Source organism: Geobacter sulfurreducens PCA (assembly GCF_000007985.2).
GTDB lineage: Bacteria > Desulfobacterota > Desulfuromonadia > Geobacterales > Geobacteraceae > Geobacter > Geobacter sulfurreducens.
Window position 1 is genome coordinate 3,191,152 of the sequence record NC_002939.5, and the last position, 24,239, is coordinate 3,215,390.

The following is a 24,239-nucleotide window of genomic DNA, read 5'->3' on the forward strand; positions in this document are numbered from 1 at the left end:
AAATCCCTCGTGTGGCGTAGATGGCGGAAAGTCTATTGCATGGCTACATGGCCGAATGGCAACTGACGCACTCGGTAATGCCGTTGTTGTCGGTCCACTTCACGCTCTGGCCGTTGTGGCAGGCGATGTTGGAGCAGGTCTTGGTGCCGCCGTCCCACATGGTGGCCGTGTCGAGCGCCTGCTTGGCTGAATCGTTGGCACCGGAGACCTTGTAGCCGCCGTTGCGCTTCCAGACGCTGCTGTAGGTGGCGATGGCGAAGCTTGCCGGCCGCATCTGGGCTTTGGAGATGACGGCCACGGGTTTGAACGCCACATCCACGAGGCCGTTGACGTGCTTCGACCGGTCCGCGATCGCAGCCCGATTGCCCGACAGGGCACCGACGGCGTTGCCGTCGTAATGGCAGGTCTTGCAGACCGCGTTGTCGTCGTTGCGGGCGGTGGTGACGGTCTCGTAGTGGCAGATGTTGCAGCTGATGGTGGTGGCGGTGGCTGCATTGCCATGGCTGCTGCTGCCGGTGGTGCCGGCCGTGGCGCGCTTGCCCGGGCTGCTGTAGATGTTCATGGCGTGGATGCCGATCTGGTGGCCGCCTGCCACGCCGGTGTAGCCGAGGAAACGGTTGTTGTAGTGGGACGAGGACCCGGCAATGGTGCTGTTGGGCGAGTTGCCGTGACAGGCGGCGCAGCGGTCGCCGGCAAAGCTGCCGCCGTACCAGTCGGGCGTGGCGGCGTAGACCAGGTTTGCGGCGTAGCCGTTGCTGTGGCAGTAGACCGACGCGCACCTGACCGACGCGCCGGTGGTGCCGGTCAGGCCGCTGCCGGCTGAATTGAGTCCGCTGCCGTTGGTCGCGCCGTTTTTCGTTTTCAGCCCGCCGGCATTCACATCGTTCTTGCTGAGGGAGAGGTCGATGTGGCCGTCGATGTGGTGCACCGGATCCATCGGATGGCAGTTGGCGCAGCCGTAGCGATAGGCCGCTCCCACCGGGTGGTTGCCGGTATAGGCATAGAAGGTCGGGATCATCCCTCCCACGTGGATGCCATGGGCGCCTCCCAACCCGGCGATGGGGTGGCAGGCGTTGCAGTTCTGGGCGGAACCGCCCCAGCGGGGGGTCGCGTAGGCCCTGCCGGTCTGCCGGCCGTTGGAGTGGCAGTAGACGTTGGTGCAGCGGCGGCTGAGGTCGTTGTAGGACGGGCTGTTGCCGCCCGCGACCGCGGTGTTGAAGGTGACGTTCTTCTGGGTGTTGGCGTGCAGGGTCGTGCCGGGCACCAGGGAGACGCCGTTCTGGGTGGTGCCGGCGTGGCAGGTGCTGCAGTCGCCGGCCGACCTGACGTGTTTCGGGTTGTGGGAGTTGAACCAGTTACGGTCGGCAGAGCTGTAGTTGTTGTAGTTGGGCTCGCCGAACCGGCTGACAAAGACCCCGGCCGGGCCGGCGGTGGACGCGCCGTGACAGGACGAGCAGCCGTAGGTGGTCGCCGTATCGCTCCAGGGCACCATGGTCCGGTATGCCGGGGAGCGCTGGCCCGAGCTGTGGCAGTAGACATTCGAGCAGGTGCCGGCGGCGATCGTGCCGGCCCGCTGTCCGGAGTAATCCTTGAAGCGGTTTACGTGCCTGGCCTTATCGGCAATGGTCAGGTTCCCGGAAACGGTAGGGGCGTGGCACTCCACGCAGCCGATACCCGTGCCGAGCCCGCCGTTGTAGCTTGCATCCACGTGTTTGCGGTGGTTGTTTGACGCAATGACGTTGCCGCTCCCCTGCTGACCGCCATGGCAGCCGGTGCAGCCTGTCGGGAAGTCGGCCGCCCCCCAGGTCACGGCGTAGTCGTTGAACGGCGGCGTGGTGGTGGCGCCGTCGGAGTGGCAGTAGATATTCCGGCAGGTGCCGTAGGCGGTGCCCACGTCCTTGGCCACATGCCCGGCGGCGCCGCCGTAGGTTCCGGCGCTGCCGATGGCGGCCTCGAAGGAGATATCGGCCTTCTTGTTCACGTGCTGCGTCGGATCGCCGATCTGGCGGGAATTCGTCACTGTTGCGCCATGGCACTGGACACAACCGATCTGCGCCGCGGCATTCACCCCCACGTGCGCCCCGTGGGACCCGGTCTGCATGGGAGAGCCGGAGTCGGCATCCCCCCGGTGACAGCCGAGACAACTGGTGCCGAGCGTGCCTGCCCAGTCGGGCGACTGATTGGGAGGGTCGTAGCTGCCGGCCTTGGTGCCGGGGCTGTGGCAGTAGAGGTTGGTGCACGCGCCGGTGCGGGACGGGTTGTAGAGATAGAGGGGATAGCTCACATCGCCGCTGAAGGAGCCGCCGGTGTTGGGAAATGCCGTGAACTGGATCACCAGCCCCCGCCGGCCGGCGCTCGTGGCATGGGAGAACGCCCCCTTGCCCGGCTTGGCCGCATGGTCGGGGTGACACTTGACGCAGGCCGTGGTCACATCCCCGTAGTACTGGGCATGCTTTGCGTGGCGAGCGTCCGCCGGAGGGGCGCTGTGGCAGGTGGCGCATTTCTGCTGGATCGTCTTGCCGCCGTCCAGGTAGAGCGGCGTGGCCCCGTTCTGGGGGGTCGTCTTCTCGAAGTGGCAGTTGACGTTGGAGCAGGTGCCGAAGCTCGGGCTCGCCGTGCGGGTGAAGGACGTAAGGTTCCTGTAACGGGCCGTGAGCCGCGAGTTATTGATAGTGGTCACAAAGTCCACGTTGTTGTTGCGGTGGTTGTAGGTGGCGGGCATCTTGTGGCAGATGGCGCAGTTGGGGGTTCCGGCGCTAAGCCAGGCATGGGTGTCGTGGCTTCCCATGAACCGGCCGGTGGAGATGTTGCGATAGGGGGCATCAACCGGCGGCATGCCGTGGCAGCCGGAACAGTCGGTAATGGTGCCGGCTGCGGCCGTACCGGCGAGCGCGAAGAGCGCAGCCGCACATGCCAGCGCCGACAGGACTGCCGCACCGGCCAGTGCACAGCCCCTGTGCCATTTCATATACACATTAATCATGACGACCCTCCGCCTCTTTCCGCAGGAGTACCCGACAACTGACAATTCTTGCAGCCCCTTAACGGCCCGCTGTCGCCTTATCACCGACCAGCAAGCATAACAAATATTAATTATTACAGACTAATTCAGCGTGAAATCGGTTAACCGTTTGATATTTCTAACCCTACCGTTTTAATACAATATGAAATGTCAAAATCACTAACTGTTATTTCACTGCGTCAATAAGCAAAGCAAAAACCGAGCCTTTTATCCCGGAGATCCCTGTGAAATGGCATATACACTCATGTGGTGAAAAGTCAGTCGCAGACAGTCATTGTTACATTTGAGAAAAAAAAGGAACAACACCGGAGGGATGCGCCTCAGAACACTACAAAAACACTCAAATAATCGGCTGTCAGGCGGTACGGGCCCGCCAGAAAAGGCAGGCGGCGAGAACAGCGGCGAATCCCGCCAGAAGGGCGGCCTTGCCGGCAAGGGAAACGCCGGCTGCCGTGGCGGCAATGCCCCACGACTGGACCAGGGCGCCGCCGATGAGCATCCCCACCACCACGAGCCCCGCATCGGCGTCCCCCTCGCCCGCCTTGATGAGCTGGCGGAAGGGGCAGCCGCCGATGAGGACGGAAATCCACCCCACGAGCCCCATGCCGAGGAAGCTCCAGAGGTGCTCCGGATGGGCGCCGGGCTGGCCGTGGAGACCGGGGTTGAATCTGCCGAAGGCTACGTTGGCGGCCACCGCCGCAGCCAGAAAGGCCACCACACCCCAGAGGGCCGGGGTCCGTCTGCCCATGATGAACGCATCACGGATGCTGCCGGTTATGCAGAAGCGGCTCCGCTGGGCCATGGCGCCGAGCAGCGCGCCGGCGCCCAGGGCAAGGGGAACGGGAGCGTGCTGTGCCGCGCTCCCCTGGCCGGAAAAGATGATGAAACCGGGGCGAACGAGAAGAAAGACCAGGAGCAGGAGAAAGAAGGCCGGGATCAGCGGGCCGCCGTGACCAACGCCCGGTGACGGGTGCCCCGGCTCCACCCCGTTGGCGAGCCCCCGGAGACCGGCCCAGACCCCGGCGACCAGCCCCACGACGCCGGCAACGGCGGTCAGGTCGCCGGCAGCCAGGCGCAGGAAGAGCTTGATGGGGCAGCCGATGAAGATGGCACAGCCGACAATGAGGAACACTCCCGCAACGAGGCGCGGCAGGGGGGCGCCCCCGCCGCGGGAGCGGAACTCGCGAAAGAGCAGTGCGCTGGCCGCGGCGCCGAGCACGAAGCCGATCAGTTCAGGCCGCAGGTACTGCATGCGGGGGTTGTCGTGCATCCCCAGGGCCCCGGCGCTGTTCTCCATGAAGCAGGAAACGCAGATTCCCGAGTTCTCCGGATTACCCCAGACCGCCAGAAGCGCACCGAGGCCGCCGAGGAAAAGCCCCGCCGCCACCACCATCCAGAAATGCCGATCCCGCAGCACTACTCGCACCCTCCCGCCAGCCGACTCTTCAGGTAGTTGACCTTGCGCAGGGACGCCGCCAGGCTCCGGTTGCCAGGGTTGGCGGCTGCCCGGCCGCCGATGCCCGCCAGCCCCTCGACCACCAGGCCCTCGATGGCGCGGCGCCGTGACAGGGGGCTCTGTGCGTCCACGTAATCGCCATTGAGCCTGACCCCTTCCTCAAAGGAAGCCACGGCCTCGTCCAGTGCCCCCATCTTCCGGAGGATCTCCCCCCTGAGGATGTAGCCGTGGGCCTCGCCGGGGTAGCTTCGGATCAGCTCGTTCAGCCTCAGGAGGGCTTCCTGGTCGTTGCCGGCCGTGCGCAACTCCTCCACCGGCCCATAGAGCCTGGCGATCAGCTCGACGCGGGCGCGATAGGCCATCTCACGCTCCACGGCCTTGCCGAGGCCCGCGGCCCTGCCTGCTCCTGCCCCGTGATTCGTTGCAAGAACACCGGCCAGAGCCGCAATGACGACGGCCAGGAGCAGCCAGGTTATTTTGTCGAAGGTGTCGGTGAACATTGGAAAAACCAGCCTTTTCAGGTCAGTACGTCTGATATGGCGGCATATTGACACGCTTCGCCATTTCACGGATAAGGTCGTAATCGCTGTCCAGCAGATCTTCATAGCCGTCGATCCAGGCGGCCTTCAGCACCTTGAGCCGCTCCCCGTCCACCTCGGCGGTGTCGCCGGGCTTCAGGGCCAGGAGGGCGTCCTTCACCTTCTTCACCAGGGCCGGATCGGTTCCCTTGGCCACGGCAAAGGTGCAGTAGGGGATCGGCTTGCTCTGGGCGAGGATGACGAAGTCGTCCGCCGAGATCTTTCCTTCCTGTGCCATGGTTTCCAGGTCGAGGACCGGCGCGGCGGCCACGTCATACTTGCCGTGCAGGACGCCGTAGATGAGTTTTTCGTGCTTGAAGGAGCCCGAGGGGATGGAATAGGTCCCCAGGTCGTGCTCCGGGTTGATGCCGGCCGAGAGCATCAGGTCGTACTCGGCCAGGTAGCCGGTGGGAGCCAGCATGGGGCCGAAGGCCAGCCTCTTCCCCCGGATGTGGTCGAGTGTTTCGATGCCGCTCCCCTTGCGGGCGATGAGGGCGCCCGCGGAACGGGAGCCGAAGGTGCCGCGCTTTTCCGATGCCACCAGCTCGACGCCGTGGTTCTCCCGCAGGATGACGTAGATCAGGGAGTTGGTGTGGGTAAAGGTGAACTCGCCGGACTTGAACCGTTTCTCGAAATCGTGGGTATCCACCGGCACCGCCACGAAGTCGACCCCGCACCTGTCGGACAGATAGCGGGTGAGTGGGAGGAAGCGGGACATGGTCTCCTGCTCGTTGTTGCAGAGCATGTAGCCGATCTTCACCACGGGCCGGGCCCCCTCGGGCTTGCAGCCGGCAAGGAAGGCGGCAAAGAGGGCCAGCATGAAACATCGCGTCAGGGTCGAAAAATTCATTACATGGAGTCCTGTCGTTGTCCGGGCGGTTAACCCGCTACCAGCACGAGGGGTCTTCACCCTCAAGGGATTGATGCATGACGTATGCCCTGCCGCGGCATCCCCCCCGGCATTCCGCCAGCTCGCCGCAGGCACCGCAGGCGCGGGGATGCTCCAGGAGCCGGCGCCGGAGGGCCTTTTTCGCTTCCGAGGCAATGAGCTCCTGCAGGGGCATCTCGCCCGCGGTGCCGAGCCTCACCGGCAGGGTGGGACAGGGATAGACACCGCCGTCGGGGGCGATGGCGATCATGGTGTTGGCCGCCTGGCATCCCCCCTGGGGAAAGGGTACGCCGGGGTTGAAGGCCCGCCAGAGGAACGGATCGTGAATGGTCAGGGCAAGGCGCTGGGCGCCGCCTTCGGCGTCCAGGGCGTTCGCCAGCTCCCGCTGTTCGTTCATGGTGAGGAAGAACGGGGGCTCGCCTCCGTACAGGCGTTGCATGGGGAGGACGAGCCGGGTGATCCCCCGGTCGAGACAGTAATGCACAAGGGTCGGGAGTTCGCGCCAGTTCCCGTGGGTCACCGCATAGGATACGCCGGCGGACGGCTCGTCCTGCCACTCCCCGGAGTCGAGCAGATCGGCATGGTCCACGTCAAGGAGCAGCTCCCGCACCGCCCCGTGGGCAACAAGGGCCCGGACGGTATCGTCATGGGCCTGCGGGGGGATCGTGAGGGTAACGGCGGCCGGGCCGCCCCGGAACCGCTCCAGCACTTCGCCGAGCCAGCCGGGAGAGGTTGGCGCGGTGCTCGTTACATTCAGCATGAGGGGCCGGCAGTCGATGATCCCGGCGGCGATCGCCAGCAGGAGCGACGGATCGGCCGCGGTAGCGGGGAGATCCCAGTAGATGGTTATGGGAGACGAAAGTTCCATAGAATCATGCCCAGCAGTGGGGGTCGGGACTGTTAAGGTCGCCGGTGAGGGCCAGGGCCCGGGCGGAGCAGCCGCCGAGGCAGTCCTCGTACGCGCTGCAGCCGGCGCACTTGCCGGTGGGCTTCTTGGTACGCAGCGCCGCCAGTACTGCCGAGTCCCGCCAGACCTGCTTCAGGTCGTCCCGCACGATGTTGCCGATGACAACGGGAATGAAGCCGCAGGGGGTCATGTCGCCGTTGGTCTTGATGTTCAGGGAGAGCTTGCCGCAGACGCTACCCTTCACGAGGCTCCCCGCATCGCGGGCTCCCAGGAGGGCGATGATCGGGTCGTCCAGGGAGACGTCGAGCCCCGACTCCCGCTCCCTGGCGGCCAGGGCGCCCCGGTAGAACTCCCGCCACTCGGCGGGCGAAAGGTCCAGTTCATCCCTGTGGGACAGACCCAGCCCCGAGCACTTGAAATTGTGGAAGTTGAGCTGTCCCACCCCCTGCTCCCGGGCAAAGGTCACCAGATCGTCGATGGCCGTGTGATTGATCCGGCAGATCACCGTGGAGATAGAGGTGGCGATGCCCGCCCCGGCCAGATGCCGCAGGGCAGCCACGGCCCGGCCGTGGCTGCCGTCAACGCCGCGGAACCGGTCGTGGACCCGGGGGAGGTGGCTGTCGATGCTGATACCCACCCTGGTGAACCCGGCGTCCCGCAGGGCCGCCGCCGTGTCCCGGTCAATGAGCCAGCCGTTGCTGTTCAGGGAAATCCGCAATCCCGACCCGCTGGCGTGCCGGGCGATCTCCAGCAGCCCCGGGTGCAGGAGGGGTTCCCCGCCGCCGAAATTGACGGAAAAGACCCCGGCAGCGGCCGCCTTTCCCAGGCATGCCAGAAGGACGTCCCGGGGGAGTTCCTCGTGGGTGTCCCCCCGGCTGTAGCAGTGGCGGCAGGCGAAGTTGCAGGTGTTGTTGATGGCCCAGTTGATGGTGAGGGGCGCTTCCAGTGACGGCGCGTCCGCTCGGCTGGCAGCGGTGGCCTCATCGCCGGCTCCCCGGCGTATCGCCGGATGCGCCTGCGTTGCCTCCCCTGTGCCGCCGCGCTCGCCACGCGAACTCACCGTCGCGGTTTCCCTGTCATTCTGCATAGCGGATAAATCCCTTGACGGCCAGTTCGTCCAGGAATGCCTGGACATCTTCCCGCAGCACCGCCTCGTCCACCTCGAACTGGGGGAGCAGCTCCGCCACGATGCCCTCCGGGGTCCGGCCGTCACAGAGCTTCCAGATTTCAGTGCCGAGATAGTTGAGGGAGAGCATGGTCCCACCGGAGAACAGGACCGAGGTGCCGGTCTCCTCCACCGCCTCGCCCCGGTCCAGGGCCTCCAGGACCCGGGCCAGGGCATCGGCCTCCTCGCGCCACATGACGTCGGGGTTGCGATGAATCGTCTTCACGTTTCTTACCTTCCTTGCTCTCACAATCCGTTGTTGTGAATGCCCTAATCCCCCTGCGCCGTTATGGAGGCAATGACCAGATTCTCCTGGGAAGCGTTGCGGATGCCGTGGTCCTCGAACGCGGGAACGATCACGATCTGCCCCGTGGTGATGGACTGGGTCTTGCCGCCGGACTGGAACTGGCCGGTACCCTCCATGACCATCCAGATATGGCTGCCGTGGTGGGTGTGGGTCACGATCTCCTGGCCGGGCTTCATGCAGATGAGGCTCACCCGGGCGTGATCATCGGACCAGATGGTTTCCTGGTGACGTTTTTCATCGTTGAACGTTTTGAGGGTCTGGACGTCGAGCACCTGTGATTTCATGCATTCCTCCTGAATGTGGTTGTGTCATCCCGGCTCATGGGGTACCCAAGGTACCCGCTTCAGGCCTTCCTGACAAGCTTCAGAACAGAGCCGAGCCACGCGGAGGCCCGGTTGAAGACGGATGAGGCGGTGGAAACCCGCACCTCCCCGCCCGTGTCGGCGACACCGGAGAAGGTCACCCCGTAACGGGAAGCGAAGAGGTTGGCCCCGCGGAAATCCGCTGCGCCGGCTGACGGCAGCGGCACGACCAGGGCGGCGCCTCCCCGGGCGTTATGGTCCGCCAGGAGTTTCGCCTCGGCATCGCTGAGCCCGGCGGCGCCGTCATCGCCGCAGAAGAGCCAGACCTGGCCCCACTCCGCCAGCAGCCCTCCGGTGAGGCGCGGCACCTCGCGCCGGTCCACCGTCTTCACGGTGAAGCCCCGCGCCGCGAGTTCGGCCAAGACCTTCTCCCCCAGCAGCACCGCGGCACCGCCGGCACCGTCCCCGAGGCGGCAGACGAGGATTCTGGTGGAGGCGGCCGAGAGGGAATTCTCTTCGAGCCAGTCGGCGATGTTGCCGATGTAGGCCCCGGTGTCGTAGCGGTCGGCCATGGCTGCGGTGAACCGTCCGTACGTCCCGTCGAACACGACCCCCCCCCGCCCGTCCACGGCATTGGTGTAGGTGGCGACGGTCCCCTTGCCGGCGGGGTCCATCACCATCCGCACGTTGGGATCGTGCTTCAGGACCACGGCGGATGTGCCGCCGGACAACGACGCGACCCCCCGCAGGAGAGGATTGCCCACATCCACGCCCGGCACGAACACCAGGAGCCGGAAGGCGTAAGCAATCAGGAGCGTCCCCGAAAGGCAGGCGAACATGTAGAGGAAGAAGACCCGCTTCTTGAAAAAGGTCCAGAAGAGCACCATGGTGGGCACCGCGGTCACCGGTCCGCCGATCATGAACGCAAGGGCCGCCCCGGCGTCCATGGTCCCGCCCAGGGCTCCCTTGATATGGTAGACGATGCTGGACGCGCTGATCTGGTGCAGGAACATTGGTACCGACGCCAGGGTCACCCAGACGATGTTCAGGGGATCCGTCCGGCCGAAGAAGCGGTAAATCCACTCCTTGGGCAGGTAGCGCTCCACCACCGCGCCGATGACCACCCCCACGATGACGTACTTCCCCACCACCCAGACCATCTCCGCGGACTTGGCCAGGAAGATGAGGAACTTGTTGCCGGTCCTGACGGCGACCCGGTTGCCGAATTTCCGCCGGCAGTTGCACCGCAGCCGCTCGTCCGGGTAGTCCTCGTCGTGGAAATCGCCCCGCACGATCCCCCCTTCGACGAAGATCTCGTTCTTCCGGAAACCGGGCCGCTTGCTGAGGGCAAGGGTCACCAGCCCGGCGAAGATCCCCATGGAGAAGGCGGAGATGGTCCTGACCACGGTCCACTCGGGACCCAGGTCGTTCAGGGTAAGGAGATAGGTTGACGGGCTCAACAGCGGCGAGGTCACCATCAGGGCCATGACCGGCGCCAGGGGAATCCCCGCCACCAGGAGGCTGATGGCGGTGGTCACCGTGCCGCAGGCGCACAGGGGGGTGATGATCCCCACGAAGGACGCGAGAAAGACGCTCAGGGCCCCGTACTTTCTGAGGGATGCCTGGAGTTTCACGGCAACCTTGAAGGTCCGGAGGTAGCCGGCAATGAGAATGCCCACGATGAAATAGGGCAGCACGTCACGGAGCTCGGCCATTACCCCGTGGTCGCTGAAAAACAGGTCCCAGAGCTCGCTGCCGAGCAGCACGGGGAACGAAACCGGCGCGGCATCGGAGGAGACCAGGTGCCCGCCGGTGCCCGTGCCCCACACGTGCCAGACCACTAGGGACAACGAGATCAGAACCATGACGATCAGCATCCGGTTCCCCGACTCAGCCTGGTGTCCGTGGACCTCGCAGGCCTCCCTCGGTTTTGCCCTGAACGGATTCACGAGCACGATACCCTGCCCGTGCCGGCTGTTCCGATGCCGGAGATATTCATTGTTTCCTCCTCAACCGCCTGGCGCACGCCAGTACCGCACCGAGCCCCACCATGGCGAACCCGGCGAAAACACACGGCCTCCCCGGGTCCCTGACCACCTGAATACCAGCAAAAGACATGCCCATCGCATCCGTACCGACCTGGGTGTTGTAGAAATAGAGGCCGTTCCAGATGAAGGGGGCGTTCACCTCGGCCGTACCCTCCGCTATGGCAACGCCATCGCGGCTCAAGGCCAGGTCGACCCAGAGCCGCTTCAGGACCGGATTTTGAAACGCCACCAGCCTGAAGTCGTAGGGGAACTCGGCGGGGAGGCTGCGTTCTCCCGAGGTATCGCAGGTGCCGACGAGCTGCCCGTTGCGAAAAACCGAGAGCCTGAGGACCTCCGAGGGAAACTGGAGGGAATCCGCCGTCACGCGATAGGGCCCCGCCGTGAAGCTGTCACCGGTCTTCAGAGTGTGGAGCGCCTCCTTCGCGCTGCCCCTGAGGACCCCCACCCTGACCGGAATCGGGTAAAACTCCCGATTGATCCGCGTGACCGTCAGGTCGGCACCGAGGGGAGCGTCCCGCTCCAGGTCCCACCGGTAGGCCTGGTCAACAGAGGTTCCCTCGTAGACGTTGACGGTCGCCACGTGGCCGAACGTCCGGGCCGCAACGCCCCCGCAGATTACCAGCACGCCCAGATGCAGAATCAGCACCGGCACCGAAAGGGACCGGAACCGGCGCAGCGTGCAGCAGACGAGATTCAGCGCCACTCCCGCCAGCAGGCAGAGAAACGCCGGATGGGCGTAGAGAGCCCTGGTCCCGGCGAACGTGCCGGGGATCGCCGCCACGGCAACGATCAGGAACAGGGCCACCGCCAGTTCCATGGAAGCCAGGAACCGGCCTATCCGTTTCAGTAGAGTCACCGGGAATGGTCCGCTCTGGTCAGATCAGTTTTTTCGACTTCAGGAAGTCTCTGACCGCTTTTCTGGACTTGTCGCCGGCGTCCGCCGACTTCAGCAGCCGGGCGTAGGCGTCGTTGGTGAGCACCCCGGAGAGCTTGGCCAGCAGCTTGGGCAGGGCCGGGTAGTTGTTCAGAGTTTCCACCGTCAGGACGGGAGCATACGAGGGCGTGCCGCCGAAGGGCTCAAGCCAGGCAAGGTTCAGGGTTGAACGATAGCCGCTCTTGATCGCCTCCCGTGCCGCCCCGTCACCCGCCTTCGGTTTACCCAGCACCTCCAGCGCGCGCTCGGGGGTTTCCACGAGCAGGTTGACGTCGCCCTTTTTCACGGCACCGTAGAGCTCCCGGCTGTCCCGGTAGACCTGGACCTTCACCGCGGTGCCGGTCCGCTCGGTGATGAGCAGGGACATCATTTCCGCCAGCAATCTCTCCTGGGGCGTGTTGGGAACGCCGATGTGGAGGGTCCTGCCGACACAGGCCCCTGCCAGGTGCGCACCCACGAGAACCGAAACCGCAACAATGCAGCAAATAAGCTTTTTCATTGGTCACCTGTCTACCATGGTGGTGCAGACCGCTGTCTGCGTTGATTCGGAGCGTGCCCGTGACGAGCGCTCTCAGTCTGGCCCCAGCCCCACGTCCAGGGCACTATCCGCTGTGCCCGGGGAAGGTACGAATTCCGCCGAGGCGCGCCATGTGGACGGCGGAAACCGCCTGGAGCTCCCCACGTACTGCTTGTGGCCCGCGGGGACGATGAGGGTGTATCGGCCGTCCGCCCCCGTCCAGGCCGAGATGTAGTCGGGCATGCGGCTGTTGTCGCTGGTGGCCGACGCAAACACAAAGGCATTGGCCACCGGGTTCCCGTCGCCGTCCAGAACCCGTCCCGCCAGCTTCACGAAATCTGCGACCAAGGGCCGGCGCATGCGCCCCAGGTCCCGGATATCGGCTACCGTAAAGTCCTGCTCGATCTCGGCATCCGCGGTCAGGTCCATGACGGCCGGTTCCCCCGAGTGCTTGTCGCCCGGCATGAGCGGACCGTATGATTCGTCCAGCTTGAGCCGCGCCACCACCCAGTAGGTTCCCGGCGGCACCCTGACGGCCGTGGTGCCGTCCCCGGCCGACGGCGGTGAGATGAAGGTTGCGGGCCGCCGGACATGGGCCGAGTCATAGACAAAGAGCTTCACCCCTGCCATGGGCTTGCCGTCCACGTCCGTCACCCGGCCCCTGAGGACCGCCGCATCCGCAGCGCCGGCCAGGAAGCCGGTGAGCGCCAGCCAGAGTGTCGCCCGGAGCGCCGCTCCCCTCATGGCGTCCCTCCGTTTGCCGGCCCAACCGGGCCCGGCTTGTCCAGCCAGGGCTCGTAGAGGACCATGCCGATGCCCGGCTCCTGGCGGCCGTCAAAGATCGTCCCGCCCGGATCCCCCTCGCCCCACCAGTTGCCCCGGGCGTTCACGTCCTGGTCGTTGAAATCGCCGATCCGCATGTTGTAGCCGCTGTTGCCCACGAGACTGTTGCCCGTCACCGTCAGCCCGCCCCCCTTCTCCCGCACGAAGATCCCCGTTTCATTCGCCGTGATCAGGTTCTCCGCGATGAGGGCGTTGCCGATGTACGAGCGGATGCCGATGGTGTTGTCCCGAAAGATCGAGCGGCGGATCCGGACCGGGCCGCTTCTGAAGCGCATGCCGCCGTAATTGTGCCGAATCAGGCAATCGGTGACGGCGAGATCCGTGAAATGACTGTGAATGCCCCAGGTGGCGTACTCGACGATGCAGTTGGAGATGACGCTTCCCGTGGCGTATTCCAGCAGGATTTCGTTCCAGTCGGAGGGCCCTTTGCGGTCGACTGAGGTGAACCGGATCGTGCCGTCCCGTTGTCCCGATGCAAGGAGCTTGCCCTTGATCTCAAGGCCGGTGCCGGCGGCGAACTGCACCGTTGTTCCCGGGGCAACGGTCAGGGCCGCGCCGGGGAGTACCGTCGTGGGGACGGCCACGGTGATGACGCCGCGCCAGACCGTATCGGCGGCCACGGTCGCCAGCGGCCAGACAAAGGGGGTGGGAGCGGCCCCCGGCCGGCCGTAATCGACACGCCCCAGCCGCGGATCGTCCCGCTGGTCGTTGATCACCAGGGCCGGGTCCCGTCCCCCCCACCAGTTGCCGGGGGCGGAAACATCGCCGCTACCGTCCAGATCGATGGCATAGAGACCGTTCCCGGCGAAATTGTTGCCGCTGATGATCCCGGCAAAGGACAGGATTCCCATCCCCCGTTCGCCGTTGTCGGCAATCAGGTTCCCCGTGATCAGGGAGCCGGAATCCTGGATGTTGAAGCCGCTCAGGCCGTTGGCCGTCACCGCGTTGCCTGCGAACTCGACAGAGTCGACGTTTTTCAGGGAGATGCCCGTTTCGGCGTTGCCGGAGATGCTGTTGCGGTTGACCTCGCCGTGGTAGAGATCGGCCGCCATGAGGCCGAACCGGTTGCCGTCGAACAGGTTCTCCCTGACCGTTACCGCTCCTTCGCGCAGGCGGAGCCCTTCCCTGCCGTTGGCCACGATCCTGTTCCCGCGGACCGTGAGGGTGGTGCGGAAGAAATTCCCTCCCACCTGGTTGCCGCAGAGCAGGTTGTCCACCAGTTCAACCTCAGAATCGCGCCCCTGAACCCCGCTCTTATTGCCGCAAAGGGTGTTGCCGTGCAAGGCCACCACCGACTCCTGGAACTGGATGCCGCGGTAATTGTTCGTGAGGGTGGTGTTGTGGATCGCCACCGTGGAGAAGTGGAAGTGAAGTCCCCGGTAGGCGTGCTCAATCCGGCAGTGTTCCACCAGGTTCTGGCCTGCCGAGCTGTTCATGATGTTGACGGCATCCCAGTCGCCCATGCGCCGGTCCTTTTCGGCGGAACGGAAGGTGATGGGCCGGTCGGGAGTCCCCTTGGCCAAAAGGCGCCCCTGGATCATGATCCCGTTTTCGCCGATGCCGTCGCCGTTGGTGTCCCGCCGGGTAAACTCGACGATCGTTCCCGGCAGGATGACCAGGCGGCTCCCCTCCGGCACCCTCACCGTGCCGTCCACCAGGATTCTCCCCTGCCACAGGGTCTCGCCCAGCAGGACCATGTCCTGGTACCGGCGGCTGACCGGCGCCTCCTCGTTGACCGGCGGCCCCTTCGGCAGGGTGTGGGGCCGGACCGCTGCCGTGTGGGCGTCTTTCTTCCGGTTGCGGGCCACCTCGGTGGCATGGGCGGTCACCCGGGCACCCTGAAGGGATAGGACGCCGTAATCGTTCTCGATGATCCTCGCCCCCTCCACCGTGATCCGCGACGCTGCCCCCTGCGCCACCAGGCCGTACCGGTTTTCCCGAAGCGTCGACGAGGAGAGATGCAGCGTCCCCTCCGCCACGGAGATCCCGCTGTCGGCGTCGGCGACCAGGCATTCCCTGATGGCGGCGGTGCCGCCGTCGATGAGGATTCCCGCCCAGCTTCCCGCCCTCTTCTCCTGGCCGGAAAACCGGACCGGAGCCGTCACGGTGCCCTCAACCGCCAGCCTCCCCCGGATGGTTATCTCCGTGAGGGGCGAGAGATATTCGGGGTCGGTCTTGGTGCTTTCCGCGGCCGCGACCGTGACGACGGTGCCGGCCCGGACGGTCAGGGTGACCCCCTCGGGCACGACGACGTCTTCCGTGACCGTGACGTTCCCCTGCCAGACCGTATCGGACGTTATCACCCCGGCGATCGCGCCGGCGGGGAGGCCGAACAGCAGGGCGGACAGCAGCGTCAGGGAAAGGGCGGCGATTCTGGCGAGCGACATGGGTTCGAGCATAGTCTCACAAAAAGCAAAAGAGGTGCCGACGAATACGGTTCGGCACCTCTTTTAGGGATTGTGATCGGTTTCTCAGCAGGGATGAACCACTGCGCTCCCGACAACCCTCGGACGAATATAGCTTTTTTTCTTCACCTGATTTTCCTCCTTTGTTTCCGTGCGTACCGCACTCTGTGCATCTGCCGGGAACGACCTTCCGGCCGATGCCCTTATCGTTCCGGTGCCGGGCTCGCAGCCGCCGATGATTTCGCCGGCTGCCCTGCTCCGGTCTCGCCTGCTACTTGTCGTCGGACCAGCGCGGCGTCGGCTGGAAGTGGCAACTGACGTTCCAGCAACTGCCGGTGGCATCCGGGGACTGCTTCGAGTACCACTGTCCCTTATCAGCGTTGAACTTGTACGTCGGATCGATCTTCACGTTCACTGCCGACTTCTTCTGCTGGGTGCTGCCGCCGGCCCAGACCGACTCGTCGCCCACGTGGGCCGCGGCACCGTCGTAGTGGCAGGTGAGGCATGGGGTGAAGCCCTGGGACGGCCGCAGGTTCGACATGAGGTGACCCAGCTTCACGTGGGCGCCGCCGCCGCCCGAGTAGTTCTCGAGACGTGCCGTCGAGTAGTTGGCCTGGCTGGCAACGAAGCCCTTGGGTGTCGGCGGGTAGCCGTGACACTCGTCGCAAGCCTTAGGCTTGAAGGCAAACGTGTTGCGGTGGGAGTGGCAGTTCAGGCAGCCGGTTGTGGGGTGGCCGGATCCTTCGTTGACGCCGCGCCGATAATGGCTCGTTTTGGTGTGGCAGGTCTGGCATACGCCGCGGTACGGAGCCTGTAGCTGCACGAGATCGGCCGTGGTGGCATAGCTGATGGTGGAGGTCAGTGCCCCGAAAACAAGGGTGGTCCGGACCATGGCCCGGTTGCCGGTGCCGTGGACGTCATGGCAGGTCTTGCACTCCATGGTGTAGTTGCCCAGGTCCACGGCATGGCGGGTCACGTTGCGCCTGGTGGCGGTGGGGACCTTGATGGCGTCATTGTGGCAGCCTGCGCAGAGGGTGTAGTCGTTCACGGCGATCCGCTTCTGGTCGCCCGAAGTGCCGTTGATGTGCCCGCTGTCGGCATCGTGACAGCTTGCGCACTGGCGGCTGGCGTTGAAGCCGGCCCCGGCCTGGCCGTGGCCGCTGGCGGTGAAATTCGTTTTTGCCGGTGCGGTCTTGCCGCCGATGACCGAGAGGAGCCCCGTGTGACAACTTTCGCAGGTCACGCGGCCCGAGGTCCAGGTGGCGCCGTTCTTGTGGCAACTGGACGTACAGTTGGCCGAAACCACCTGGACGGAGCCGTTCACGTGGGTGATCGCCGTTGAGGTCGTGTAGGTGTGGCAGCTCTGGCAGGCGGATACCGTTGCCCCCAGGATGGCCTTGGGACCATAGCCGAGGGTCAGGTGGGCCGCGTGGCCGTTGGTCCCGATGGTCTGGGCGCTCGTGGCGGCGATGGTGGGGGTGGCGTAGTGGCACTTACCGCACGCGCCGGTCGTCGGATCGACCCACTGGGGAGTCGTCACCGGCGCGCCGCCGCGGCCGTCGCCGTGGCATCCGGCAACGCTGCAGGTCGCCGTGTTCACATTGTAGGTACCGCTGCCGACGTTGATGGTTCCCCGGGCGACGCCGTTGAAGACGACGGTTTTCACGCCATCCACGTGGACCGATTTGTCCTTGATGGTGGAGGGGCCGCTGAGCGTCGCGTAGTGGCAGTTCTGGCAGTTCATGATCCCTGCGTTGAAGTGGGCCGGGTGGGCGTTGGTCAGGGGAAATGCCGCGTGGCACGAACTGCAGCCCGACAGCTTGCCCACGCCGTTGCCCCACGTGAACGTCGTATTGCCCGGCGCGCCGACCACGGCCTGCAGCGAAGCGTTGCGGGGAGCGCCGTCCGAGTGGCAGTAGGTCGCCGTACAGGTGCCGTTGCCGGCCGGGTTGTAGGTGGGGTTGGCGCCGGAGCCGATACTGGCGATGATGCCGGTCTTGTCGACGAACACATCCTGGAACGTGCCGGTATTGTGACTGAAGCCCTTGTGGCACTGGTCGCACGCTATGCTGTAGTTGGCACCGCCGCCGGCATGCCGGGCGTGGGGGGTCTGGGTTTCGTTCTTGAACACACCGGAGGTTGAATAGTCACGAACGCCGTCCTTGCCGTAGCCCGAAGGCCCGCCGGCCGTGTTGACGGTGGGGGGGAAGCCGTGGCACTGGGTACAGTTGGCCGAAAAGCCCTGGGAGTGGGTGTGGCAGCTCCGGCAGTCGGCTGCGTTGGTGCTCGAGTGCTGCCCGATGGTTCCCGGCAGGGGCGAGTGGCAGGCCAGGCAGACGCCGAAGGCATCCTTGTTCCAGTTTTTCCGGGTAACCGAGGTGTACTGGTACATGACCTTGGCGTTGCGGACCGCTCCGTACTGGGTGGAGATGTTCATGTACCGGTTGATGAGATAGGCGTTGGGGGCGGTCCCGTCAGCCTCGTCCACGTGGCCGCCGTGGCAGTCGGCGCACTGGACGTTCTGGTTCTTGGTGCCGTTGTGGTTCTTGACGCGGGCAGTGGTGTTTGCCGGGTCGTCGGCCGACTTGTGGCAGTTGGTGCAGATGTTGGGATCGCTGACGGTCCTTCCCTTCAGGTCCGTGCGCAGCAGCATGCCCCGGGACGTGGAAAGGAGCCCCATCCGGGCGCTTGATGCATTGTCGAAGGTGCGGCTGTTGGAGTCGGTGTAGTGCACCCCGTGACAGGTGGTGCAGACGACCGCGCCGCTGCGCGACATCCTCATGGCCGATGTGGGGTTGGCCGGGTTGCTGTTGCGCGGCGGGCTGTAGAATTCGTCGGGCCGGGCCGCGGCCTTGGTCGAGTAGTTCACCGTGACGGGGTGGGATCCCCTGGTGTGGTCAACGGTCTTGCGGGGCCGGTGGCAGTCGAGGCAGAGCTGGTCCTCGTCGTTGCGCACCCGGAGGAACGGTTTCGAGTTGTAGGCCGATGAATAGAGGTCGTGGATGTTGTGGCAGCGGGCGCAGGACACGGTTCCGATGAGGAGCGACTTGGTGAGCCTGACGTCCGTGGGAGCCACCGCGCCCGCCTTGGGCACCACGTCCTTGCCGATCCAGTTGTGGGAGGTCTGGTACGTCACCGCCGGCCGGGCACTCGTCCAGGTGCGGAAGGGGTTGGCGAAGTCGGTCATGGCAAAGGGCTTGCCTGAGCCGTAGGGATCGCTCGGGTTGTGGCAGGTGAGGCAGACGTTGTTGTACCCCGTGGAACCGAGGGTGCTGTGAACGGTATGGCAGGAGGAACACTTGTAGCCCTTGACGCTGCCGAGTTCGTGGGGATAGTCGATGGCCCACGCGGCGATCGGGACGAAGAGCGTCACTAATGCCGTGACGAAAGTCCTCTGTAGTATTCCGTTCATGGTTGGCTCCCGAATAAACTAAACAAGACAGTACAATTACTTGTTATGGCAGGCGAGGCACATGGCACTCCCCTCATTGCTGCGGGTGAGGAAGGGCGTCAGGGATTTGTCCCCCACGCCGGTATCCTGCCGATCATAGGTGTAACCGTAAGCCACGTGGGGGTCGTGGCAGGTGGAACACTCCATCCGGTCGCGGTTGGGACCGAAGAACCGCAGACCCTGGGACTTGGGGGTCTCAATGGGCCTCAGCGACGAGAGCCCCGCATCCACCTTTTCCTGGTAGGCGGCGGCATAGGAGAAGGAGATGGGGTGATCGTCCATGAGGTTGCTCCCCGCATAGGGGTCCGCATCGGTCTTCCCCAGGTTAGCCCGGTACCCGCTGCCGAACATGGGAAGGTTGAGGGAGAAGTCCCCGGTCGGATGCGCGCCGAAGGGGTCGTCGTAGTCTCCCCCGATGTCGACTTTCTGGTCGCTGCCCACGGCAATCCCGTAGTTGCCGGTATGGATGACGTTGATGGCGGTCCTGCCGTCATGGCAGGAGAGGCAGAGCAGGGACTCGGGTCCCGGCGCAGTCACCGCTTTGGCCGTATTCGTCAAGGTTGCCGATGATGTGTACATTTTAAATGTCTGTGTCGGCATGACCTTGTTCCAGAGCGGCTTGGCCGGCTCTGAATAGTGCGGCGTATGGCAGAAAATGCAGACCTGATCGACACCGAGGCTCACGAAATGGCGCTGGCCCTGGGTGAGCCCACTGCCCGCATCCGTATTGTTGGACATATTGTGTGCCGTCCAGCGGATATTGTTGTTCCCCGCGTAGACAGCCGTCCAGGCCGTCATCACCATCCCTAGTATCACCGCTTGCACAACACTCTTCATCCGTGCGACCTCGTTCCGTATATATCCATCTTCAGGCTGCGTCCCGGCACCAATCCGGCCCGCTCACTACCAGCTTTGCAATCCGAGTGCCTTTCTCAGGATCAGGAGCGCGTCCACCAGGTCAATAACCCCGTTGGGCCGGGACTTGCCCTGATAGAGAGGGCCGATGTCCCCGCTGGCCAAATGGGATGCGGAGGGAGACAGCTGTCCGGTGAAAATCCTGAGAGCCACCAGGGCATCGGCCACCGTGATCCTGCCGTCGCCGTCGACATCGCCGTCAGGTGCCCGCACCACCAGAGACCGGACCGTGCTGTTGCCCGCGGCATCGGTGGCCTTCACCGCCAGCGAATGGGGATCGTAACTTCCCAGTGTCAGGACGGCGTGCCAGGCGCCCTCTGTGATGACGACCTCTCCGACGGTACCGCTGTGGTCCTCTACGGCCACGGTCGCGCCCCGCTCCACCGTTCCCGAGAGTTCAGCCGGATAGACGGTGTTAACCTCATTAAGCGTAAGGACGGGAGGGGTTACGTCGTAGATAAGGGTCCGCGTCACCACACCGGCGTTGCCCGCGGCGTCCGTGGCCCGGACGGTGACCGCGTGGGCACCTTCCTCGCCAAGATGCACCGACAGGGAGAACGACCCTTCGACCGTGCTTACCTCAACCGGCACACCGTCCACATCGGCTGTTACAGTCACGGGACTCGTGTCGTTCGCGCTCCCCACCAGTCCCACGACCTGACGATTGACCGCCATGTCCTGGGCCGGAGAGGTGATGACGATCGCCGGACTGCCCGCATCATAGGTGAGGGTCCGCTTCACCGCGGTCGTATTGCCGGCAAAATCCACCGCCACCACCTCGATCGTATTGAGCCCCTGAACGAGCGGCACGTCGGCACTCCAGGCGCTGCCGTCGAACCGTGCCGGATGGCCCGCAACCGTCACGGTGGCTGCCTGGTCAACGGTACCGCTGACGGTCACATGATCGACGGCAACGAAGGCCCCGTCAGCAGGTGACGTGAAGGTCACCACCGGGAGGTCGCAATCGTAGAAGATGGTGCGCGTATTCACGGTCAGGTTGCCCGCAAGGTCGGCAGCGGCAACAGTGATAACGTTGGCCCCGGGACTGAGCGTCACCGCCGTGCTGCCGGAACCGTTCGTCATCGTGACCGGCCGGCCGTTCACGGCAACCTCACCCGGATGCGCATCGCTCGCCTCGATCCGTACGTTCTGAACCTGTTCGCTGGTATAGCTGCCGTCGGCAAGGGCCGAGACCGTAAGGACCGGAGCGGCGGTATCGAGAATCGCGGAGAAAGCGGCCAGGGCTGCCGCGCTCAGGGGGCGCACCGCCTTGACTGTCACGCTGTTCACGCCGGGAGCGAGTGCCACCGTATGGCTCCAGGTATCGCCGAACACGGTGGCGTTGGCGGTAATGCCGGTGGCCGCGTTGGTCACAGTAACCGCGCAACCGGGTTCGACTGCCCCGGAGATGTGCTGGGCAAAAACATTGGTCACGGCTGCGGGAACACTGTCGACCGTCAGATAGGGGGCCTGCTGCAGATAGGTGACCGATGCGGTTTTGGTGCTGGTATTGCCGGCCGCATCCCGGGCAATGACCGTCAGGACGGTTTCGCCGGGGGCAAAGCCGGCCAGGGAAACCCTCCACGTTGTGGGCGTCGGGAAGGAAAGCGTACCCACCGTGGTCCTGCCGCCGGCCGTCACCGTTACCGACGCCCCCGCTTCCACGGTGCCGTGGAGTTCGAGCGACGGCGCGTAGAAGGGGCTCACCAGCGGATCGATGTCAAGGGCGGGGGGGATGGTGTCGGTTGTCAGACCACCGCCGTCAATGCCGTAGACAGTCAGATTACCGTAGCCGTTCACAACCAGCAGACGGCCGTTGGCCTGATCAAAGCGAAGATCCGAGGGGACCATCAGCTTGCCGTTGGTGGTACCGTATCCCCCGATATAGGCCAGAAACACCGGCACCGCGGCCGGCTCCACCACCTGGACCTGGCCCTGGAAGGTGTCCACCACATACATCCGTTTGAGAACCGGTGTCGGATCGTTGGAATACTCGAAAGCAACCCCTTGGGGGGCGGTAAATTTCAGGGGACCGGAACCGAATGCGCCGATGCTCCTCACAAAGGTGCCGTTCGTATCGAAAAACTGGATACGCCCGTTTCTCGTGTCAACAACCGCCAGGTGGCGGGCTCGCTTCTCGAAGGCAATGCCCGTGGGGGTGGAAAACTGGCCCGCAGCAGCACCGAACGTGCCGAACCGCCGCACGAAACCGCCGGCCGGATTGAATACCTGTACGCAGTTGTCGAGGCTGTCAACCACGTAGATGTAGCCGGTATCATCGACGGCGATACCGTTGGCCATTTTGAACTGGCCGGCGCCGATGCCGAGCTGTCCCGTCACGGAACCGGCACCGTCGACGATGACCACGCCATTACCCTGACTGACTATCAGACTGCCGTCCGAGGCGACAGCCACGCCTTGTGCAGACTTGACCGTCCTGATGACATCCGTTAAATAACCAGAATTGTCATACTTCAGCACACCACCGGAAAGCGCATCGGTGACATAGAAGTTGCCCGCGGCATCTCCCGCAATTCTAAGTGGAGAGCGAATCCCCTCCGTAATGGGAGCGTGTGTTGCCACCCCGGGAGCGGGTATGGCAAAAGCGCTCGAAACCAGCGAAATAACAATTAACGCCAGCGAGAAGGCAGTAAACAGCGATCGTCCTGGTGACCTGTGCACCATGGCAATGCCTCCGGAGTTATTGGGAGAACCGTGCGGCTCCCCATTGCACGGCAAAATTATAGTTCTCCTACATTAAGGAACAGCAATTATGGTGCCAAAGACACTGCAAAACGGCCTATTGACACAGTCGCCGCTCACGCGGGACAACAGCCCGTTGCCACTCCCCTTCTCATACCGCCCGCGGCCTTGACAGGATTGGCACTAGCGAAAAAAGCCCACTGGCAAACGCCTTCAGACTGACAAATTATCGACACGGCGACACAAGAAGCGGCAGACAGGCCAATGGAAACGGCCCCCTGCGCATTCCCGAAAGGGGACAGGGGGCCGTTATTTGACGTAGAACCACCGAGTGGTGAGGCGGGTTATTTAAGGAAGCCGAACTTCTTCATCCGGTAACGGAACGCATCGATTCCCAGGTTCAGCTTCTTGGCAGCCTTGGACTGGTTCCACTCACTCATCTCCAGGGACTGGCGGATCAGCTCCTTTTCAACCTCTTCAATATCGACCCCGTCAGGCGGCAGCTTGAAGGTCGCCAAGCCCGTGGTCTGGTTCGATGCCTTGGCAACGATCTCCAGGGGCAGGTGCTCCAGCAGCAGCGTATCTTCGTTGCCGAGGATGATGGCCCGCTCGATCACGTTCTTGAGCTCACGGATATTGCCGGGCCAGTGGTATTCCAGGAGCAGCTTCTCGGCCATCTTCGAGATGCCGGTCACGTGCTTGTTGAATTCGCGGTTGAACACCTCGATGAAGTGGTTGACCAGTTGCAGGATGTCTTCCTTGCGCTCCCGGAGCGGGGGCAGGTAAATGGGAATCACCTGGAGCCGGTAGTAGAGATCGTTGCGGAAATTCTTCTCCTCAATGGCCTTCAGCAGGTCGCGGTTGGTGGCGGAGATGATCCGGACATCAACGGCAAAGGCTTTGGTGCCGCCGATCCGGCGGAAGGTCCTTTCCTCCAGGAAGCGCAGGAGCTTCGCCTGCATTCCCATCTCCATGTCGCCGATTTCGTCGAGGAAAACGGTACCCCCGTCGGCCAACTCGAAGAGCCCTTTTTTCATCACCTTGGCGTCAGTAAAGGCGCCTTTCTCATGGCCGAAAAGCTCGCTTTCCAGAAGCGTGGCAGGTACTGCCGCGCAGTTGATGGCCACAAACGGCTTTTCCGCGCGGGCAGACTGGTAATGGATCCACTTGGCCACCAGTTCCTTGCCGGTGCCGGATTCCCCCTGGATCAGGACCGTGGAGGCATCACTCTTGGCAACCTTTTCCATCATTTCCAGGACGTTTTTCATGTGCCGGCTGGCACCGATGATGTCTGGGGGGCCGAACTTGCGCGACTGTTCGCTGCGGAGCCGCTGGACCTCCCGACGCAGATCGGAGGTTTCCAGGGCCTTGCGGATGACGATGGACATTTCGTCCAGATTGAACGGCTTGTTGATGTAATCGTAGGCGCCGAGCCTCATGGCATGAACCGCTGTTTCCAGGGCGCCGTGAGCGGTCACCATGATGACGAGGATTTCCTCATCGTATTCTTTGATCTTTTCCAGAGCCTCCAGGCCGCTTATTCCCGGCAGCTGGATATCGAGCAGCACCAAGTCGGGCTGCTCCTCGCGGACGATCCGCAGGGCATCCTCGCCGTTACCGGCGGAAACCACGTCATACCCCTGCTTCTTCAGGTTCTGCTCGAGGGACCAACGGATGAGATGTTCGTCATCCACCACCAGTATCTTTGTCTTTCTCACGGCAGCTCCTTTAACGCATTGAATCGTATAATGAACCCACTATAGCATTACCGGCAGCAGATAGGGAAATCCTTTGATG

General features: G+C 64.0%; 17 protein-coding genes. All 17 read right to left on the reverse strand.

Annotated elements, in window-relative coordinates; all coding sequences use genetic code 11:
• Nucleotides 1-43: 43 nt before the first annotated feature.
• Nucleotides 44-2,983 carry a CxxxxCH/CxxCH domain c-type cytochrome gene (locus tag GS_RS14585; RefSeq protein ID WP_010943529.1) on the reverse strand — a complete coding sequence of 980 codons (2,940 nt, stop codon included), beginning with the start codon at nt 2,981-2,983 and terminating at the stop codon, nt 44-46.
• Between the two features lie 394 nt (nt 2,984-3,377).
• Nucleotides 3,378-4,439: a YedE family putative selenium transporter gene (yedE, locus tag GS_RS14590; RefSeq protein ID WP_010943530.1), complete on the reverse strand. Its 1,062-nt coding sequence runs from the start codon at nt 4,437-4,439 to the stop codon at nt 3,378-3,380.
• Nucleotides 4,439-4,978 (reverse strand): hypothetical protein, encoded by a 540-nt coding sequence (locus tag GS_RS14595; RefSeq protein WP_010943531.1) that lies wholly within the window; start codon nt 4,976-4,978, stop codon nt 4,439-4,441. The genes yedE and GS_RS14595 overlap by 1 nt, the downstream gene beginning before the upstream one ends.
• 22 nt (nt 4,979-5,000) lie before the next feature.
• Entirely contained in the window at nt 5,001-5,906 is a 906-nt protein-coding gene (locus GS_RS14600; protein WP_010943532.1) for a phosphate/phosphite/phosphonate ABC transporter substrate-binding protein, read from the reverse strand.
• Between the two features lie 37 nt (nt 5,907-5,943).
• Nucleotides 5,944-6,813, reverse strand: coding sequence for a GeoRSP system SPASM domain protein (locus GS_RS14605; protein ID WP_010943533.1), 870 nt, complete (start codon nt 6,811-6,813; stop codon nt 5,944-5,946).
• Nucleotides 6,814-6,817: 4 nt separating this feature from the next.
• A complete protein-coding gene (locus tag GS_RS14610; RefSeq protein WP_010943534.1) occupies nt 6,818-7,912 on the reverse strand; it encodes a GeoRSP system radical SAM/SPASM protein in 1,095 nt (364 codons plus the stop codon).
• A gap of 16 nt (nt 7,913-7,928) precedes the next feature.
• Nucleotides 7,929-8,243 carry a GeoRSP system PqqD family peptide chaperone gene (locus GS_RS14615; protein WP_010943535.1) on the reverse strand — a complete coding sequence of 105 codons (315 nt, stop codon included), beginning with the start codon at nt 8,241-8,243 and terminating at the stop codon, nt 7,929-7,931.
• 44 nt (nt 8,244-8,287) lie between these two features.
• The gene (locus tag GS_RS14620; RefSeq protein ID WP_010943536.1) at nt 8,288-8,608 is read right to left on the reverse strand and encodes a cupin domain-containing protein; all 321 of its coding nucleotides are present in this window, start codon (nt 8,606-8,608) and stop codon (nt 8,288-8,290) included.
• 59 nt (nt 8,609-8,667) lie between these two features.
• The gene (locus tag GS_RS14625; RefSeq protein ID WP_010943537.1) at nt 8,668-10,581 is read right to left on the reverse strand and encodes a permease; all 1,914 of its coding nucleotides are present in this window, start codon (nt 10,579-10,581) and stop codon (nt 8,668-8,670) included.
• 40 nt (nt 10,582-10,621) lie between these two features.
• Nucleotides 10,622-11,530, reverse strand: a complete 909-nt coding sequence (locus GS_RS14630) for a ResB-like family cytochrome C biogenesis protein (protein ID WP_010943538.1) — start codon at nt 11,528-11,530, stop codon at nt 10,622-10,624.
• 19 nt (nt 11,531-11,549) lie between these two features.
• The gene (locus GS_RS14635) at nt 11,550-12,107 is read right to left on the reverse strand and encodes a lipoprotein (protein WP_010943539.1); all 558 of its coding nucleotides are present in this window, start codon (nt 12,105-12,107) and stop codon (nt 11,550-11,552) included.
• Between the two features lie 72 nt (nt 12,108-12,179).
• Nucleotides 12,180-12,869 carry a carboxypeptidase-like regulatory domain-containing protein gene (locus GS_RS14640; RefSeq protein ID WP_010943540.1) on the reverse strand — a complete coding sequence of 230 codons (690 nt, stop codon included), beginning with the start codon at nt 12,867-12,869 and terminating at the stop codon, nt 12,180-12,182.
• Nucleotides 12,866-15,355: a right-handed parallel beta-helix repeat-containing protein gene (locus tag GS_RS14645; RefSeq protein ID WP_235044910.1), complete on the reverse strand. Its 2,490-nt coding sequence runs from the start codon at nt 15,353-15,355 to the stop codon at nt 12,866-12,868. The genes GS_RS14640 and GS_RS14645 overlap by 4 nt, the downstream gene beginning before the upstream one ends.
• A gap of 289 nt (nt 15,356-15,644) precedes the next feature.
• A complete protein-coding gene (locus GS_RS14650) occupies nt 15,645-18,785 on the reverse strand; it encodes a multiheme c-type cytochrome (RefSeq protein WP_010943543.1) in 3,141 nt (1,046 codons plus the stop codon).
• Nucleotides 18,786-18,821: 36 nt separating this feature from the next.
• Nucleotides 18,822-19,562, reverse strand: coding sequence for a cytochrome c3 family protein (locus tag GS_RS14655; protein ID WP_235044911.1), 741 nt, complete (start codon nt 19,560-19,562; stop codon nt 18,822-18,824).
• A gap of 165 nt (nt 19,563-19,727) precedes the next feature.
• On the reverse strand, nt 19,728-22,154 hold the full coding sequence (locus GS_RS14660; protein ID WP_235044912.1) for an Ig-like domain-containing protein: 2,427 nt from the start codon (nt 22,152-22,154) through the stop codon (nt 19,728-19,730).
• Nucleotides 22,155-22,786: 632 nt separating this feature from the next.
• A complete protein-coding gene (locus GS_RS14665; RefSeq protein WP_010943546.1) occupies nt 22,787-24,160 on the reverse strand; it encodes a sigma-54-dependent transcriptional regulator in 1,374 nt (457 codons plus the stop codon).
• Nucleotides 24,161-24,239: the final 79 nt, after the last annotated feature.

Excerpts from the sequence above, each read along its gene's own strand:
- GS_RS14585 (WP_010943529.1), bottom strand. The coding sequence starts at position 2,983 with ATGATTAATGTGTATATGAAATGGCACAGGGGCTGTGCACTGGCCGGT.
- GS_RS14595 (WP_010943531.1), bottom strand. The coding sequence starts at position 4,978 with ATGTTCACCGACACCTTCGACAAAATAACCTGGCTGCTCCTGGCCGTC.
- GS_RS14600 (WP_010943532.1), bottom strand. The coding sequence starts at position 5,906 with ATGAATTTTTCGACCCTGACGCGATGTTTCATGCTGGCCCTCTTTGCC.
- GS_RS14605 (WP_010943533.1), bottom strand. The coding sequence starts at position 6,813 with ATGGAACTTTCGTCTCCCATAACCATCTACTGGGATCTCCCCGCTACC.
- GS_RS14620 (WP_010943536.1), bottom strand. The coding sequence starts at position 8,608 with ATGAAATCACAGGTGCTCGACGTCCAGACCCTCAAAACGTTCAACGAT.
- GS_RS14635 (WP_010943539.1), bottom strand. The coding sequence starts at position 12,107 with ATGAAAAAGCTTATTTGCTGCATTGTTGCGGTTTCGGTTCTCGTGGGT.
- GS_RS14640 (WP_010943540.1), bottom strand. The coding sequence starts at position 12,869 with ATGAGGGGAGCGGCGCTCCGGGCGACACTCTGGCTGGCGCTCACCGGC.
- GS_RS14645 (WP_235044910.1), bottom strand. The coding sequence starts at position 15,355 with ATGTCGCTCGCCAGAATCGCCGCCCTTTCCCTGACGCTGCTGTCCGCC.
- GS_RS14650 (WP_010943543.1), bottom strand. The coding sequence starts at position 18,785 with ATGAACGGAATACTACAGAGGACTTTCGTCACGGCATTAGTGACGCTC.
- GS_RS14655 (WP_235044911.1), bottom strand. The coding sequence starts at position 19,562 with ATGTCCAACAATACGGATGCGGGCAGTGGGCTCACCCAGGGCCAGCGC.